We start from the raw sequence: 17,364 nt of genomic DNA on the forward strand, positions 1-17,364 counted from the left end.
AATGCCAGGACATATAGGAAAAGTCGTTCAAATAGTAGGCCCTGTTATAGACATAAAGTTTGACTCAGATAGTCTTCCTAATATTTATAACAGCATTGAAATTCAGATGGAAGATAGGGTAGTTGTAGCTGAGGTTGAGCAACATATTGGTGACGATATTATACGAGCAGTAGCTATGGAAAGTACTGAAGGTTTAAGGAGAGGGCTTGAGGCTCTTGACACAGGTAATCCAATAACAGTACCAGTTGGAAATGTAGTACTGGGAAGGCTATTCAATGTTCTTGGAAGGCCTATGGATGAAATGGGAGACGTTAAAGTAGATACATATATGCCTATTCACAGATTAGCCCCAACTTTTGAAGAGCAGTCTGTTGAGCCTGAGGTGTTTGAAACAGGGATTAAGGTAATAGACTTAATAGCACCATATCAAAAAGGTGGAAAAATTGGTCTTTTTGGTGGAGCGGGAGTTGGAAAAACTGTCCTTATTCAAGAGCTCATGAATAATATTGCAAAAGAACATAATGGACTTTCGGTATTTACCGGAGTTGGTGAGAGAACTCGTGAAGGTAATGATCTTTATAATGAAATGAAAGAATCAGGAGTTATATCTAAAACAGCCTTAGTTTTTGGTCAGATGAATGAGCCACCTGGAGCTAGAATGAGAGTGGCATTAACTGGTCTTACAATGTCAGAGTATTTTAGAGATCATGGGCAAGATGTACTGTTATTCATAGATAATATATTTAGATTTACACAGGCTGGTTCAGAAGTATCTGCGCTACTGGGCAGAATACCAAGTGCCGTTGGTTATCAACCAACACTTGCTACGGAAATGGGAGAATTACAAGAACGAATTACCTCAACAAAGCAAGGGTCTATTACATCAGTTCAAGCTGTATATGTACCAGCAGACGATTTAACAGACCCTGCTCCGGCTACTACATTCAGTCATCTTGATGCTACTACAGTGCTATCTCGAGGGATAGTTGAACTTGGAATTTATCCAGCAGTAGACCCACTAGAATCTACTTCAACAATGCTTGATCCTAGAATAATTGGTAGAGAACATTATGATGTTACAATAAAAGTTCGACATATTCTTGAAAGATACAAAGAACTTCAAGACATTATTGCAATATTAGGGCTAGATGAATTATCTGAGGAAGATAAAATAGTAGTATTAAGAGCAAGAAAAGTTCAAAGATTTTTATCACAACCATTTACTGTAGCTGAGCAATTTACGGGAATGCAGGGGAAATTTGTACCTGTAAAAGAAACAGTAAGGGGATTTAGGGAAATTCTTGAAGGCAAGCATGACAAGTTACCAGAGGCAGCATTTATGTTTGTTGGAACTATAGAAGAAGCAATAGAAAAAGCAAAAACTATGGCTAGTGAATAAGATATTTTTAAGAATATATACCTAGAAAGGTCAGTGTTTTTATATGGCAAAAAATATAAAACTAACTATACTTACTCCTGAAAAGGAGTTTTATAGTAGCGAAATCCTGAGGCTGAACACGGAAGGTGAGGATGGGAGATTTAGTATTCTTGCTGAGCATGTTCCTATAGTATCGACCTTAAAACCAACAGTTACAATATTTACAGATTTATCTGGTAAAGAATTAAAAGTCTTTACATCAACAGGGATATTGAGAGTATATACGGACAACGTAGAAATATTATGCAGTGCCTGTGAGTGGCCAGAAGATATAGATATTTTAAGAACAAAAAAGGCCAAGGAAAGAGCAGAAGAAAGATTACTTCATAAGGATGGAATTGATGTTAAAAGAGCAGAAAATGCTATATTAAGATCAATTATGAGAATGAAGACAAAAGAATAATAGATTACAAAATGGAGATATTAATTTATTTCCATTTTTTTTATGCTTAAAAATCTGGTTAAATTTTTTTTAGCACATTTTCATTGAAATTTTATATATTAGTAATATAGTGAATAGATTTGTAATAAAATAAATTGGTAAAATACACCTACTCATATAATCAATGGAATAACCCTCTTCACATTTGTGCTGAGGGATGATTTTATTAATAGTAAAAATATTTAAAAACCATTATTTATAGAATAAAATAATAAATTATGGTCAACAATTTAATTGAAGGGTAGGGGGATTAAAATGAAAAGAAAAAGCATTGCACTTTTGTGTATAGTATTGTGCCGGATTATTTTACAGATTAATGTTATATCGTCCAATGCACAGGAGAAAGTTAATTTGTTTGATGAAATATTAGTACAAACTAAAAGCAAAACTGTAGAATACGGATTGAAAGCATCTTTTAAAACTGGGGAAGACCAAAAAACAGTTTGTAATTATTTAATTAAAAATTTACAATTTGACAATAGTGAAATAAAATCAAACAAATACGAAAATGAAGATTCATATTGTATAAATTTTTCAAATGAAAATATTAAGGGATATATAGAAGCCTTAAAACACAATAATGAGAATGTTATAACAATAAGCATAAGCAAGATAGATAATGAAAATGGTTTAGAGTCTCTTAAAAATAAAATTAGCCATGCTATTCCCAGTAGAGGCGAAAATATTCAATACTTTCAATACTTGAAGGCGAAAATACTGGAGAGTAATATAAGTGAATTAAATGAAGATACTTATGCTGTTAATAAAAGAATAATAAAAATTTTAAAATCTCATGGAACTTGTAATATTGAGACTGTAAATATAAACAACGGACTAAGTACTATAGCATATACAAAACAGTACGGTAGCATGGTAAACAATAACAAGCTAATTGATTTTAATTATGCTGTATGTAATTATTCATCTGGAAGGTACATTATTATAGGCACACCTGAAATAATTACAACTTATTAAAACTAACAATATAATGGAGGAAAAAAATGGATAAATTAGTTATAAAAGGTGGGAAAAAATTACAAGGTGAAGTGAATATTAGTTCAGCTAAAAATTCAGTGCTTCCTATACTTGTAGCAACCATATTAAACGGTAATAATTGTACCATTGAAAATGCGCCTATGCTTGAAGATGTATTTGTAATTTGTGAGGTACTGAAATCTCTTAAAGCAAATGTTAGTATAGATAAAATAAATAATAAGGTGAAAATTAACACTGCTAACCTATTTGATAATGACGCTAACGATGAATTAGTAAGAAAAATGAGAGCATCTTTTTTAATAATGGGACCAATGCTTGGAAGGTTTGGAAATTTCAAAATCTCACTACCCGGGGGATGCAATATTGGAACTAGGCCAATTGATCTTCATTTAAAAGGATTATCTGCACTGGGAGCAGAGATATCAGTGGGCCACGGGTATGTGGAAGCAAAAGCAAAGAAATTAAGAGGTAGCAATATATACTTAGATTATCCTTCAGTAGGTGCTACAGAAAATATAATGATGGCGGCAACACTTGCAGATGGCGAGACAGTAATAGGAAATGCGGCGGAAGAACCAGAAATTGTAGATTTAGCGAGGTTTTTAAGGGTTATGGGAGCACAGATAAGTGGCGAAGGAACAGACACTATAAGGATTCTAGGGGTTAAAGATTTTAAAGAAGTTGTTTATAAGCCTATATATGACAGAATTGAAGCGGGGACATTTATGATAACCGCAGCAATTACCAAAAGTCTCATTAAAATTAATGGCGCTGATGGAGTTCATTTAAAACCAATAATAGCAAAGCTTACAGAAATGGGAGTTGCAATAGAAATTAATAAGAATAGCATAATAGTTGATGGAAGGAAAAAACTAACCCCCGTAGATATAAAAACTATGCCATACCCTGGATTTCCTACAGATATGCAAGCTCAGATGATGAGTTTATTATGTACTGTAAAAGGTACAAGTATAATTACAGAAACTATATTTGAAAATAGATTTATGCAAGCCGTAGAACTTAAGAGAATGGGAGCAAATATAAGAATAGATGGTAGAAGTGCGGTAATAGAAGGTGTAGACACGTTTACAGGTTCAGAGGTCACAGCTACAGATTTAAGGGCGGGGGCAGCATTAATCTTGGCAGGGCTTACTGCAGAGGGGGCAACTACAATAAGTGATATATATCATATTGATAGAGGCTATGTTTCTATTGAACAGAAATTAAAGGGGCTAGGTGCAGATATAGAAAGGGTGAGTTCTTAAAATAGTGGAGAAACCAAATTATAATGGATATGTAGTTAATATTATAGTTTCAAAGGTGATAATTTAATATGAAATTTAGAGAATTGAGATATAAGTTATTAATATATTTCAATTCTTTTATTCATTAGAGAATTAGCGCTTTAAAAAAAGTAATATTATTTATATTTATTTAATATGTATAAAGTGATATTTATTTTATAACGAGAGGAGAAAAGAATGAGAAGAGTTTTTATTACAGTACACTTGAAAAACTTCATTCTATTAAGTGTTGCATTTATTTCTTTTATAGTTATAGCTTCTGTGTTAATAGTGGGAGTAGGGGATAATAAAAGCTTAAATAAAAGTGAAAAGTATAAAATTAAATCAGAAGAATACAAAAACATTATTAAAAGTAGCTCAATTCCAAAAAATTATAAGATAAAAGTACTCATATCAAAGGAAAATACTATAAAAGAAATTGATTTAGAAGAATACATTACTGGAGTTGTTGCATCTGAAATGCCTGCGGAATTTGAGCTGGAAGCTTTAAAAGCTCAAGCAGTGGCATCTAGGACTTACGCTTTAGCTCATGTTACTGAATTAGGAGGAATACTATGTAAAAATGCTAATGGAGCAAATTTATGCGATACAGTCCATTGTCAAGCCTATATGAACAAAGAAGATCGCATAAAGTTATGGGTTAAGGATGGTAGAAAATATTGGGATAAGATTGAAACAGCGGTTGAATGTACACAAGGGCAAGTTCTAACCTATAACAATAGCTTAGTAATGGAGCCTTATTATTTTGCAACTAGCAGTGGTAAAACGGAAAACTCAGAAGAGGTATTTAGCAATAAGATACCTTATTTAAGGAGTGTAAAAAGCGGAGGTGAAGAAGGAGCACCAAAGTTTAAGAGTAGTAAAATTTTTGGGTACAATGAGCTAAGTCAGATTATAAATAACAATTACAGTAATGCTAAGTTGACTTCGGCTAGCATAAAAAAGCAAATAGTAATAATTGATAGAACTAAGGCAGGAAGTGTTAAAAATATCAAAACAGGTAATATAACTATGACAGGCAGTAAATTTAGAACTATGCTAGGCCTGAATTCATCAAATTTTGAAATAGTGTTTAATTTAAAAGGTGTAGAAATAGATTGCACTGGTTATGGCCATGGGGTAGGAATGAGCCAATGGGGTGCAGATGCTATGGCTAAGGAAGGTAATAACTATACTCAAATATTAAACCATTATTACATTGGAACGGTTATATCCAAATAAAAATTATACTAATAAGTTAGTTATCCTTTTTACAAAGATAACTGGCTTAATTTTTTTTTGGAGAAACTTATAATATTAAAAAATAAAGAATGTTAGATATAGACTATATTTCAACCTATAGAAGGTAAATTTAAAGAAATAAAATAAAAATGTTAAATAAGTGCAAAAAAAATTTATAAAATATGTATGTTTTAATACAATATGGACAAAAATACAAATGGAGGTGTTTGTATGGATAACAAAGCAAACAATAAGACATTAAATTTTTTTAAGAAAGAGGGCTTCTATGTAGTTTTATTTATTTGTTTATGTATAGTAGCAACAGTAGCAACTATAACGGCAGGTAATAATAAAAAACTTTCAAGTAAGCAAGCAGCAATTCAAAAGGAACAAGCAAATGCAGGAGACGTTCTGAAAGAACAAGAAAAACAATATCAAGACGCTCTTCAAGTAAAAAAAGAAAATTTGGCTAAGACTGAGGGGCTTAAACCAGTACCTAATATTAAAAAGGTTACAACTGGAAATTTAACTGCACCAGTTTCTAAATCAGTTAATGCTATATTTGAAAAACCTGTAGCTATTGGACTCTTAGCAAGAGCATATTCAAAAGATATTGATCCAGTTGTGTGGAAGACCGATGGAAGCTATAGAACTAACTTAGGTATTGATATTAAGGCAAATATAGGTGAGCCAGTAATAGCTGTTATGGACGGAATAGTTAAAGAAGTTGGAACTGACTTAGCTAAGCAAAAGGGTAAGATGGTTATAATAGATCATGGAAATGGCTTTATTACTAAATATTCCAATTTGGAAGAGAAAATATTAGTAAAGATAAATGATAAAGTCAGCAAAAAACAGAAAATTGGTTCTGTAGGAAACACTAGTTTAAACTCATATAAAGAAGACTATGGATCACATCTACATTTTGAAGTTTTGCAAAGTAGTAAGAACATTGATCCTGCTAGATATGTAAAATATGAGAAATATCAACCGGTAGTAATAAAACAATAACCAATAGCCATATCAATTAGTCATTTTTCCGAAATATATGGCAAAATGACTAATTGGAATGGAATTTAAAATGGAGTTAATGCATATTTATAAATAGAGAAGGGTCAAGGAGGTAACACTTTGAAAGACTATATTGAAGATCGAGTACTAGAAGTTGCTAAGTATATTATTGAGTCAAAAGCTACAATAAGAAGAACTGCCAAAGTGTTTGGAGTTAGCAAAAGTACTATACACAAGGATATGACGGAAAGATTGCCTACAATAAATCCTCAAATTGCCAGCGAAGCAAAAATAATTTTGGACTTAAATAAATCTGAAAGGCATATTAGGGGAGGAAGAGCAACAAGACTTAAATATAAGGCAGTAGAAGGATAAAAACATTTCAAGCAAAAACAAAAAAATATTAAAGCTAAAAAAAGAGGGTTTTTTTATGGCTTTATAGAATAGAGTTTAGTATAATTTAAATAATGAATATACTAAAGAGCAGGAGTGAGTTTTGAGATGTTTTTTTTTAGAATGGGTACAGACATGGGAATAGATTTAGGTACAGCAACAGTGCTTGTATATATCAAGGGAAAGGGTGTTATCTTAAAAGAGCCATCTGTTGTTGCCATAGATAGAAATAACAATAAGGTATTGGCAGTAGGAGAAGAAGCGAGGCAGATGATAGGAAGGACACCAGGCAATATTGTGGCCATACGTCCTATGAGGGATGGCGTTATTTCAGATTATGATATAACAGAAAAAATGTTGAAGCATTTTATTAGTAAGGCTTGTGGCAAAAGAAAGCTATCAGCTCCAAGAGTTGTCATATGCGTTCCTTGCGAGGCAACTGAGGTAGAACGAAGAGCGGTACAAGATGCAGCTAGAAATGCTGGAGCTAAGAAGGTTTATCTTATAGAGGAGCCACTAGCGGCTGCAATCGGAGCAGGACTTGATATTACTCGCGCAAGTGGTAATATGGTTATTGATATTGGTGGAGGGACTACAGATGTTGCAGTTATTTCTTTAGGCGGCATGGTTGTACATGAATCAATTAAAGTAGCTGGAGATAAGTTTGATGACGATATTATAAAGTATATAAGGCGAAAGCATAAGCTAATGATTGGTGAGAGAACTGCAGAAAATTTAAAAATCAATATAGGCTGTGCTTATAAACAAGATGAAGAGACTACAATGGAAATAAGAGGAAGGGATTTAATTACAGGACTTCCTAAAAACTTACAAGTAACCTCGGAAGAAATGCGAGAAGCTTTAAAAGAGGCTGTGAATTCAATAGCAGAATGCACGCATTCAGTGTTAGAAAAAACGCCACCAGAGCTTTCAGCCGATATAGCTGACAAGGGTATAGTTATGACTGGTGGAGGTTCACTGTTAAAAGGACTAGATAAACTTATACAAGAGATCACTAAGGTCCCAGTATACCTTGCTGAGGATCCCGTTTCATGCGTAGCGCTGGGAACAGGTAAAGTATTGGATTATATGGATAACCTAGATAGTTCATTTAATGGTGGAGAAAAATATTTAGCAGACTAAAAAGTGTAAACAAGCTATATGAATAAGCAATACAATTAAACTAATAATTGTATTGCTTATTTTTTTGGTATATAATGCACTTTTAATTTAAAACTCTGGGTAATTATTAAATTGGATTTGAATTTTTATCTTCATTATTAAGTGAATATAAATAATATGAATGCAAAAGTGAACGGCTCAAAACAGAAGCAATTTCCATTACTAAACTAAGTCTTATGTTTCTATTAGTGAATAATTCACTATCATCACTTGAATCTACTATACCTATTAATGAAACATTACCTACTTTAGGAAGTGTTTTCCCTACACCTTTACCAGGATGAATTGGATAATTTCTAGCTTGGATTTCACCGATATTCGATATGTCTCCTAAACATGCATCTACACCTATTATAGTGCAATTTGGGTGCAGTGCATTTATTTTAGATAATTTACTATCGATGTTTAAGGCGTGGATTGGGTTATCTATAGTGCCATATACAGGTAGTGGGAAGGAGCTATCTTTTAAAAATGTACCCACGAGTGGGCCGAGACAATCACCTATACATCTATCAGTACCTATGCAAACAACTAAAGTGTTTTGGTCAATATAGTCTTTTAGAAAGTTAGAAATTGTATAGTATGCTAAAGGGTCTTTATAATGGGTTTTAGCTTTACTCAAGAAATATACCTCCTTGTATTGCGCTGTGAATAAATTATTTTCCTACCAATAATTTATATGAAAAAATTTTGTGTATTATTATGAAAAAAGAATAAAAAAGCGATAAATTGGAAAATAATCTATATATATTAATTATTTGAGGTGGTATTAACATGAAGAAAAAAAATTTATTCTTTGTTATTATATTTTCTACTGTTGTAAGCGTATTTAATATGGTGTATTACAGTAGCGTTGTAATTAAGGCAAAGTATTATGAAGAAAACAACCTAAGAAAACAGGTAGTAGCTGAATGTAAAAAGGTTTATATCTGCCCCAAAAATATAAACAATAACCAGGGTAAAGTGGTGAAAGAAGCTGAGGAAGAATATTCTAATGTAAAAAAAAAATTAGGAAAAGAGGATTTGGCTAAGAAGGAATTAAGCGATGAAGAAAAAGGTAGTGATAATTTGAGTATAAATTCACTAAGTCAAGATATCGAAAAAAAATCGGATGAAAATATGCTCAATGACGTATATTCACTTGGGAAAGAGGATAGTCTAGAAGAATTAAATTATAATATTAAGAAGCAGGCACAATCAGTATTTAAAGTGTCAACAGGCAAAATACAAGAAAATTTAACAACTTCTGATAAGATAAAATTACTATATGTAAGCCTTCAGCTAGGCAAAGAGAATTATAAAAAAATGGAAGAATATTTATATGCAGTGGATGCCGAGGAAGGAGTTCTTAAAGCCCTTAAGTTATTAAAAGACGATTTATCAAAAAAAGAATATGGAAAAGTGAGAAAAATAGCTGGAAAGTTTATAGATATGGATGCGGCAGAAAGACTAAAATAAATTATATTGTAGTAATTGGTATAAGAAAGAGTTATCTTTTTTTATTGCGAATAATAAGTTGTATTAATGCTTAAAATAGAGTAAATATGCGAATGTTATAGCAATGTAGAGAAGGAATCGCTATTTCGAAGAAAATGAGCTTGAAATTAAATGATTATAGTTATATAATAATTCTTGTCGACAGGGTAAAGATACAAAAACAAAATATGCTGGCATGGCTCAACGGTAGAGCAGCTGACTTGTAATCAGCAGGTTGTAGGTTCAATTCCTATTGCCAGCTCCAAAAGTGGAGGAGTTCCCGAGTGGCCAAAGGGGGCAGACTGTAAATCTGTTACGTAATGTTTCGATGGTTCGAATCCGTCCTCCTCCACCATTTTCATTAGCTTTATAATAAATTATGGGAGCATAGCTCAGCTGGGAGAGCATCTGCCTTACAAGCAGAGGGTCACAGGTTCGAACCCTGTTGTTCCCACCATAATAATCTTTTTAAAAATAAAATGTATGCTGGCATGGCTCAACGGTAGAGCAGCTGACTTGTAATCAGCAGGTTGTAGGTTCAATTCCTATTGCCAGCTCCATATATGGAGGAGTTCCCGAGTGGCCAAAGGGGGCAGACTGTAAATCTGTTACGTAATGTTTCGATGGTTCGAATCCGTCCTCCTCCACCAAAAGACATCTGTAGATGTCTTTTTTTATTTATTTAATTTTAAAGTAAATAGGAATTGTTGACACTGAAAAGCTTATATGGTATTATAATTAAAACTTAATATTGATAACTCTTATCAAGAGAGGTGGAGGGAAAAAGGCCCTATGAAACCCGGCAACCGGTCAATGTACCATGGTGCCAATTCCTGTAGATTTATTCTGCGAGATAAGAAGGATGGTTAAAACACCTCTTCTTATAATTAGAAGGGGTTTTATTTTTTTAAAAACAAAATTTTTCCGTATTAGAAAGGAGAATTATAATGAAAAGACTATTTACATCAGAATCAGTTACAGAAGGACATCCAGATAAAATTTGTGACCAAATCTCAGATGCTATACTTGATGCTATTTTAGAGCAAGATCCTTATGCTAGAGTTGCTTGTGAAACCGCAGTTACTACAGGGATGGTTTTAGTTATGGGGGAGATAACAACTAGTTGTTATGTAGATGTTCCTAAGGTTGTTAGAAATACTATTGAAGGTATAGGATATACTAGAGCAAAATATGGATTTGATGCTAGTACTTGTGCGGTTCTAACATCTATTGGAGAACAGTCAGCAGATATAGCTTTGGGAGTTAACGAAGGATTAGAGTCTAAGAAAGGCACTCAGGATAAGATAGACTCCACAGGCGCTGGAGATCAAGGTATGATGTTTGGATTTGCAACTAATGAAACGCCGGAATACATGCCACTTCCAATTGCTATGGCTCATAGACTGGCAAGAAGATTAAGTGAAGTAAGAAAGAATGGTAAGCTTAACTATCTAAGACCAGACGGAAAGACTCAAGTTACTGTAGAGTATGAAGATAATAAGCCAGTAAGAATAGATACTATTGTTATTTCAACTCAACATGGAGAAGAGGCAACTCATGATCAAATTGAAAGTGATTTAATAGAACAAGTAATAAAGCCTATAGTTCCAAGTGAATTATTAGACGAAAACACTAAGTATTATATAAATCCTACAGGTAGATTTGTAATTGGAGGACCGCAAGGAGACTCTGGTTTAACAGGAAGAAAAATAATAGTAGATACTTATGGCGGATACGCAAGACATGGCGGCGGCGCATTCTCTGGTAAAGACCCAACAAAGGTTGATAGATCTGCTGCATATGCTGCAAGATGGGTTGCTAAAAACTTAGTAGCAGCAGGAGTTTCAGATAAATTAGAGATTCAGTTAGCTTATGCTATAGGTGTAGCTAAACCCGTATCTATAGAAGTTGAAACTTTTGGAACTGGAAAAATTGAAGACGATAAAATTGTTGAAATAATCGGAAAAGTATTCGATTTAAGACCAGCTGTTATTATAAGAGAATTAGACCTTAGAAAACCTATTTATAAACAGACAGCAGCTTATGGACATTTTGGAAGAAATGATTTGGACCTTTCCTGGGAAAGACTAAATAAGGTTGAACAAATAAAAAAATATTTATAAAATGAAATAGAAAATATTTATAATAAAAGAGGGATAACAATTATTAATTGTTATCCCTCTTTTTCCTAAGTAATAAAAAAGTTTATTTTAAGGCAATTGGGATAATTATAAAGATATTAAATTTTATTTTATTATGTGGATTATTAAATGGTATTTTGATAAAACTTAAGATAGGGGTATACTGAAGGTGAAAAACGTAAAGTACATATGATATAATAACAACGATACTTATATTAATAGTATTGCTACTATATAAATTTATAAATAGGGGAGATTTTATGCCAGAAATACAAGGAATCATAGAAGATATAGTATTTCACAATGAAGAAAATGGGTATATTATTGCTCATTTGCATGCTATAAAGCAGCAAATAACTGTTGTAGGAATTGTACCCTACATAAGTGAAGGTCAAAATTTAAAATTAACGGGAGAATGGGTTAATCATCCTCAATTTGGAAAGCAATTTAGAATAGTTTCCTGTGAGGAAATAATACCTAGTTCTATTGCAGGTATAGAAAAATATTTAGCTTCAGGAGTTATTCAAGGAATTGGACCAGTAACTGCTAAAAAAATTGTAAAGCACTTTGGAGAAAATACCATGAATATACTAGATAATGAAATCCAAAGGCTAAGGGAAATTGATGGTGTAGGAGAAAAAAAGATTAAATTAATTTTGGAATCTTATTCTAAGCAACGAGAAGTTAAAAACATAATGATATTTCTTCAAACCTATGGAGTAACTCCTAATCAATGCGTGAAGATTTATAAAAAATATGGAGGAGATTCTATAAAGGTAGTACAAGATAATCCATATGTGTTAACGGAAACTATTGCTGGCGTAGGATTTAAAATTGCTGATAAGATAGCTCGAAGTTTAGGTATCGACAAAGAATCACCTTTTAGAATACAAAGTGGAATTAATTATGTTGTTAATGAATTTTGTGCTATGGGAAATACTTATATGCCCCTGGTCAGGTTACATAAGGAAGCTGAAAACATTCTTGGAGTTTCTGAGGAAGAAATTGAGAAGAGTATTTTTGACAATGTTGTGCAGGGAAAATTGAAAGTTGAAAACATTGATGAAGAAAAATGTGTATTCACTATGCCTTTCTATTATTGTGAATTAAGTATTACTAAAAAAGTTATAAATTTATCTATAGCAAAATATGAAAAATTAGATTTAGACATTGAAGAGGAAATTGAAAAATTTGAAAGTGAAAAAAATATAAAATTTGCAATGTCTCAAAAAGCTGCTATTTGTGGTGCTGCGGCAAATAGTATGGAGGTTATAACTGGAGGTCCTGGAACAGGCAAAACTACTATAATCAATTGTATTATAGATGTGTTTGAAAAAGCGGGAATGAAAGTATTTATGGCTGCGCCTACTGGGAGGGCGGCTAAAAGAATGACAGAAGCTACTGGCAGGGAAGCTAAAACTATACATAGGTTACTCGAGCTTGGAATGGGCGGCGATGATGGGTCGCAGTTTTTTAGAGGCGAGGAGACACCTTTAGATTGTGATGTGCTAATTATCGATGAAGCTTCTATGATAGATATAATGCTTATGAATAGTTTATTAAAAGCTATCAGCATAGGAATTAGACTTATAATTGTGGGTGATGTGGATCAATTGCCATCTGTGGGGCCGGGGAATGTATTAAGAGACATAATTGACAGCAACTGCGTTAAAGTAGTTAAGCTTAAGGAGATTTTTAGGCAAGCTAGGGAAAGTATGATTATTGTAAATGCTCATAAAATTAATAATGGTGAAATGCCTATTTTAAACAAAAAGGATAAGGACTTTTATTTTATTGAAAATGATGAGCCAGACAAAATTTTAGACAGTATAATCACGTTAATTAATACAAGGCTTCCGAAATTCAACAAAGAGTGGGACAAAATGAAACATATTCAAATACTTTCACCTATGAGAAAAGGAATACTAGGTATAGAAAATTTAAATGAAAAGCTTCAGGCAATATTGAATCCTAAGTCTAAATATAAGAAAGAAAAGGAATATAGGAATACTATATTTAGGGTAGGGGACAAGGTCATGCAAGTTAAAAATAATTATTCTATGAAATGGAATAAATTGAGTGCAAATCATGAAAAAGATGGCGTTGGAATTTTTAATGGGGATGTAGGGTATGTTTGCGATATCGATGAGGATAATGAAAATGTCATTGTAATTTTTGATGACGATAAGCGGGTAGAATATGAGGGAGTATTTTTAGATGAACTAACTTTAGCTTATGCTATTACTATACATAAAAGTCAAGGTAGTGAGTTTGAAGTTGTAATTATGCCTATGTTTATGGGACCACCACTTTTAATGAACAGAAATTTGCTTTATACAGGAATAACTAGGGCGAAAAACATGGTTGTTTTAGTGGGAAAAGTAAAAGCTATTAATTTTATGAAGGATAATAATAGAAGCTTTGAAAGATATTCTGCGCTAGGATGGAGAATAAGACAAATAGTAGATGTGGATTTAAGCCATGATGAAAATCAGCACAATTAAATTAATATTTAGCTGTAAAGGAGATTTTACATGTATTTCTACGCAAATTTAAACCTTAGTAAGGAAAAAGATGAAATTAGCAAAGAAATTTTAAACTGTTCATTAAATGGCAAAAAAAGAATTGATGTTGTATCAATGTTTTATAATTCCTCTGATATATTGCTTGAAACTATAATTGCATATGCTAATGAAAAGAAAAATATATTGTATATAACTAACGAAGATGTGCGCAAAATTGATATTATTTACTTTATAGATAATTTTAGTAATTTAGGAAAATATGTATATACCGGTGGAGTGAATTATAGCAGTGTCAATGAGTATTTATATATATGCAATCACGAAAGTGCATTAGGACTCCAAGAAAAATTTGATTTGGTTATTTATAATGAGATTAGAAATTTTCCTAAATATAACAAGCAACAAATAAAAAAAGTATTATTGAAAATGTGCAGCGTAGAAGGTACAGCTATAGCTTTTTCCGTAGAGAATATTTTAAGTGAAGGTGCAACTATTATCTTTCCGTTAACAAATAATAAAATTCCAATTATAGAGCCTAGAATCATAACTACTAGAATAAATCTTAATATTGACATACCTTTGGTAGTTTATGAATATCTAAATTGGTCAATTATATCTAATAGGAAAGTAATAATTTTTACGCCAGACGCTGAAAAAGCTGCGACTGTATTCAAGTATTTAAGCAATTTCAAAGAAAAGTTGAGTGAGGATTTATTTTTATATATTAGTAAAAAAAGTGATGCGAGTATTCCCATACTGTTTATGAATAAAGATAAGGGAATAATAGTAACTAATGACTTTGAAGAAAGCTATTTAGAATTCCATGCGGTGGATGTTATAGTCTATTTTGCTGATAATATTAAATTTAATCATAAGCAACTGTTATATCTATCAAGCAAGGTTGGAAGATATGAAAATATACAAAGGGGTGAGGCGATATTTTTAGCTAATGTTGAAACTGCGCAAATGGATAAGGCTCAAAATATAGCTAGAAAATTTAATAAGAAAGCGTGGGAGAAAGGATTATTAAATATATAAAAAATCTAATTTATTGTTTAGTTCAGCTTATATATTCAGGCGATGAAAATTGTGTAATCTGCAATGAATATACCATGGAATGCGAACCATTATGCAATCATTGTAGGAAAAAATTAAGGCGATGCACCGAAAGCTTTTATCTATGCCATAATGAAGAAAAATATCTTGTTTGGTCAGTGTTTTATTATTCAAATATAGTAAAAGAGTTAATTATCAGGCTAAAATATAAAAGCGATTTTGCATGTGGAGAGATTTTAGCAAAGTACATGCTAGAACTTGTAAAAAGCAATGAACTAAAGTTTGACTTAATAGCTTACGTACCTATGACTAAAAAAGCACAAAAAAATAGAGGGTATAACCAAAGTGAGTTTTTGGCAAATTATTTATCAAGGTTTTTAAATATACCCGTATTTTGTAATTTAATTAAAACTATGGATACTAAGGACCAAATAGGTCTAAGTGGTGAGCAGCGTTGGAGTAATATGGAAAAATGTTTTGAGATTAAAGAAAATAAATTTATAAAAAATAAAAATATTTTAATAGTTGATGATGTTATGACTACTGGGGCTACAGCCTTTAATTGTGCACACAGGTTAAAGGAAAGTGGAATAAATAATGTTTGCATATTGACTATAGCCAAAAGTAAGGTATAATACTTATTGTAGTAAGTTAGGTTTGTGGTTGAAAGTCGATGCCAGTCGCAGGCGAAACGATCCACGTAAGTTAAACAAAGTTTAGCGAGCATGGTGCGGCTTAGAGGTTAGTCCTGCCGTTTAGTAGACGAGAGTGTAAGTAGTGAGAGGTTAATTCCGGGTAGCAAAAGCTCCAGCAGGCGAGTGTGGGGTCAAAGACCAGGTCAACTAACTTATGAATGCACTAACAGTGCGGTAAAGCAGTCTTTAATTAGACTGCTTTTTACTTTTTTGAAAATAAATTAGCCACCAATTAGCCACCTAGAAAACATTTAGCACCTAATCTATACAGTAGGTACCTTAATTTTATAATTTTCCAATACTTTTTTAGTACTTTCTCTATTTATATGGGTATAGATTTTATGGGTTACTTCTGAACCTTTTTTGTGACCTATTATTGATTGAGTAATGGACTCAGGAACACCATCAATAGCCATGTGAGTTACAAAAGTATGCCTAGTGGTATGAAAGGGTCTATAAATCAATTCCAGGTCTCCTAAGGCCTTCTGCCATTGTCTTATTACATACCTTTTATTCAATGGTTCACCAAGTGCGTTTGTAAATACTAAATTATCCTCATTATTAAAACTATTTCCTACATTAAGAGCATCTTTAGTATTTTGAGCCTTAGCTCTTTCCCACATATCATTAAAACTTTCAGTGTATTCTATTTGTCTAACAGATGACATTGTTTTAGGAATAGTTAATTTCATACTTCCCCCAACTTTATTGCCTTCTTCATCAAAGTCTTTTGTATACCTCAGAGACTGTTTAATGCTCAGTACACAGTTAACTTGGTCGATGTCATCCCATGATAAGCCTAAAATTTCACCCTCCCTCATGCCAAGAGAAAAGCCAAGGTACGCTATACTAGCTATTCTACTATTAGTTTTGTATAGGTATTCTATTATTAAATCACGTTCTTCCCGCGAAAAAACAAGTACCTCATTTGAGTTTTTTTCCTTAAGATAATTTATTTGTCCTGGAACCTTTATACTCAAACATGGATTTTTAATGATAACATCAGTTTCAATCTCATAATTAAAAAATCTTTTTAGCAATTTAGTTAGCTTTAGTATTATTGGATACTTCTTGCCATTTTTATAAAGCTTATTTAAATATACTTGGATCATATGAGACTTAATGTCTTTGATTTTCTTTATACCTATTTCCGAATCATTTATGTATAACCTATATATAGATTCATAAGTTTCAAAAGTACTGGTTTTAATTCCACTGGGCATTATAACGTTGAAAATCCAATCTTTAAATGCAGCATTTAATGTTAATTCTCCTGCATCAGCATTCATTCCATTTTTAAGATCCTGTTTAAATTCATTTCTTTTAAGTTCAGCTTCTGATTTGCTTTTTCCATAGAATGTTTTAAATACTTTTTTTCCATTACTATCATAACCAATTAAAAGTCTTATCCTAAAATATTTATGCCCATTGACGTCTGTATTTGTTTTATTCGCCATTTCTGCTGCCTCCTTAATTAGAATAGT

Annotated in this window: 15 protein-coding genes, 5 tRNA genes and 1 riboswitch; of the genes, 18 read left to right on the plus strand and 2 right to left on the minus strand. The window is 32.2% G+C overall.

Features of this window, described 5'->3' with window-relative positions; translation table 11 throughout:
- Nucleotide 1: 1 nt before the first annotated feature.
- From atpD to G9F70_RS01755, 8 genes are all read left to right on the plus strand, one after another.
- Nucleotides 2–1,399: a F0F1 ATP synthase subunit beta gene (gene atpD / locus G9F70_RS01720; protein ID WP_164945791.1), complete on the plus strand. Its 1,398-nt coding sequence runs from the start codon at nucleotides 2–4 to the stop codon at nucleotides 1,397–1,399.
- A gap of 43 nt (nucleotides 1,400–1,442) precedes the next feature.
- Nucleotides 1,443–1,841, plus strand: coding sequence for a F0F1 ATP synthase subunit epsilon (locus G9F70_RS01725; protein WP_164945792.1), 399 nt, complete (start codon nucleotides 1,443–1,445; stop codon nucleotides 1,839–1,841).
- Between the two features lie 294 nt (nucleotides 1,842–2,135).
- Nucleotides 2,136–2,855, plus strand: coding sequence for a YwmB family TATA-box binding protein (locus G9F70_RS01730; protein WP_164945793.1), 720 nt, complete (start codon nucleotides 2,136–2,138; stop codon nucleotides 2,853–2,855).
- Nucleotides 2,856–2,881: 26 nt separating this feature from the next.
- The gene (gene murA, locus G9F70_RS01735; RefSeq protein WP_164945794.1) at nucleotides 2,882–4,141 is read left to right on the plus strand and encodes a UDP-N-acetylglucosamine 1-carboxyvinyltransferase; all 1,260 of its coding nucleotides are present in this window, start codon (nucleotides 2,882–2,884) and stop codon (nucleotides 4,139–4,141) included.
- Nucleotides 4,142–4,357: 216 nt separating this feature from the next.
- On the plus strand, nucleotides 4,358–5,401 hold the full coding sequence (spoIID, locus tag G9F70_RS01740; RefSeq protein ID WP_164945795.1) for a stage II sporulation protein D: 1,044 nt from the start codon (nucleotides 4,358–4,360) through the stop codon (nucleotides 5,399–5,401).
- Nucleotides 5,402–5,632: 231 nt separating this feature from the next.
- Entirely contained in the window at nucleotides 5,633–6,412 is a 780-nt protein-coding gene (locus G9F70_RS01745) for a M23 family metallopeptidase (protein ID WP_164945796.1), read from the plus strand.
- A 120-nt stretch (nucleotides 6,413–6,532) separates the two neighbouring features.
- Entirely contained in the window at nucleotides 6,533–6,787 is a 255-nt protein-coding gene (spoIIID, locus tag G9F70_RS01750) for a sporulation transcriptional regulator SpoIIID (RefSeq protein WP_124997135.1), read from the plus strand.
- 126 nt (nucleotides 6,788–6,913) lie between these two features.
- Complete coding sequence (locus G9F70_RS01755; protein WP_164945797.1) at nucleotides 6,914–7,948, plus strand: rod shape-determining protein; 1,035 nt, start codon at nucleotides 6,914–6,916, stop codon at nucleotides 7,946–7,948.
- A gap of 106 nt (nucleotides 7,949–8,054) precedes the next feature.
- On the opposite strand, the gene yyaC is transcribed toward G9F70_RS01755, so the two are convergent.
- Nucleotides 8,055–8,609: a spore protease YyaC gene (yyaC, locus tag G9F70_RS01760; RefSeq protein WP_124997139.1), complete on the minus strand. Its 555-nt coding sequence runs from the start codon at nucleotides 8,607–8,609 to the stop codon at nucleotides 8,055–8,057.
- Nucleotides 8,610–8,761: 152 nt separating this feature from the next.
- Here yyaC and G9F70_RS01765 point away from each other — a divergent pair, with 152 nt between their 5' ends.
- The 10 genes from G9F70_RS01765 to G9F70_RS01810 all read left to right on the plus strand — a co-directional run bounded on the left by G9F70_RS01765 (nucleotide 8,762) and on the right by G9F70_RS01810 (nucleotide 15,820).
- A complete protein-coding gene (locus tag G9F70_RS01765; RefSeq protein WP_164945798.1) occupies nucleotides 8,762–9,445 on the plus strand; it encodes a hypothetical protein in 684 nt (227 codons plus the stop codon).
- A gap of 208 nt (nucleotides 9,446–9,653) precedes the next feature.
- Nucleotides 9,654–9,728: transfer RNA gene (locus G9F70_RS01770), tRNA-Thr, on the plus strand.
- Between the two features lie 5 nt (nucleotides 9,729–9,733).
- Nucleotides 9,734–9,818: transfer RNA gene (locus G9F70_RS01775), tRNA-Tyr, on the plus strand.
- Between the two features lie 26 nt (nucleotides 9,819–9,844).
- Nucleotides 9,845–9,920: transfer RNA gene (locus G9F70_RS01780), tRNA-Val, on the plus strand.
- Nucleotides 9,921–9,948: 28 nt separating this feature from the next.
- Nucleotides 9,949–10,023, plus strand: a tRNA-Thr gene (locus G9F70_RS01785).
- Between the two features lie 5 nt (nucleotides 10,024–10,028).
- Nucleotides 10,029–10,113 (plus strand) — tRNA-Tyr (locus tag G9F70_RS01790).
- 108 nt (nucleotides 10,114–10,221) lie between these two features.
- A riboswitch (SAM riboswitch) is annotated at nucleotides 10,222–10,323 on the plus strand.
- A gap of 87 nt (nucleotides 10,324–10,410) precedes the next feature.
- Nucleotides 10,411–11,586: a methionine adenosyltransferase gene (gene metK / locus G9F70_RS01795; RefSeq protein ID WP_164945799.1), complete on the plus strand. Its 1,176-nt coding sequence runs from the start codon at nucleotides 10,411–10,413 to the stop codon at nucleotides 11,584–11,586.
- Nucleotides 11,587–11,864: 278 nt separating this feature from the next.
- Nucleotides 11,865–14,108, plus strand: a complete 2,244-nt coding sequence (locus G9F70_RS01800) for an ATP-dependent RecD-like DNA helicase (RefSeq protein WP_164945800.1) — start codon at nucleotides 11,865–11,867, stop codon at nucleotides 14,106–14,108.
- A gap of 30 nt (nucleotides 14,109–14,138) precedes the next feature.
- A complete protein-coding gene (locus tag G9F70_RS01805; RefSeq protein ID WP_164945801.1) occupies nucleotides 14,139–15,167 on the plus strand; it encodes a hypothetical protein in 1,029 nt (342 codons plus the stop codon).
- A 74-nt stretch (nucleotides 15,168–15,241) separates the two neighbouring features.
- Nucleotides 15,242–15,820 carry a ComF family protein gene (locus G9F70_RS01810; RefSeq protein WP_224617375.1) on the plus strand — a complete coding sequence of 193 codons (579 nt, stop codon included), beginning with the start codon at nucleotides 15,242–15,244 and terminating at the stop codon, nucleotides 15,818–15,820.
- A gap of 323 nt (nucleotides 15,821–16,143) precedes the next feature.
- On the opposite strand, the gene G9F70_RS01815 is transcribed toward G9F70_RS01810, so the two are convergent.
- Nucleotides 16,144–17,337, minus strand: a complete 1,194-nt coding sequence (locus G9F70_RS01815; RefSeq protein WP_164945803.1) for a tyrosine-type recombinase/integrase — start codon at nucleotides 17,335–17,337, stop codon at nucleotides 16,144–16,146.
- Between the last annotated feature and the right edge of the window lie 27 nt (nucleotides 17,338–17,364).

Origin of the sequence: Clostridium sp. FP1 (assembly GCF_011065975.2) — a bacterium.
Taxonomy (GTDB): Bacteria; Bacillota; Clostridia; order Clostridiales; family Clostridiaceae; genus Clostridium_AD; species Clostridium_AD tagluense.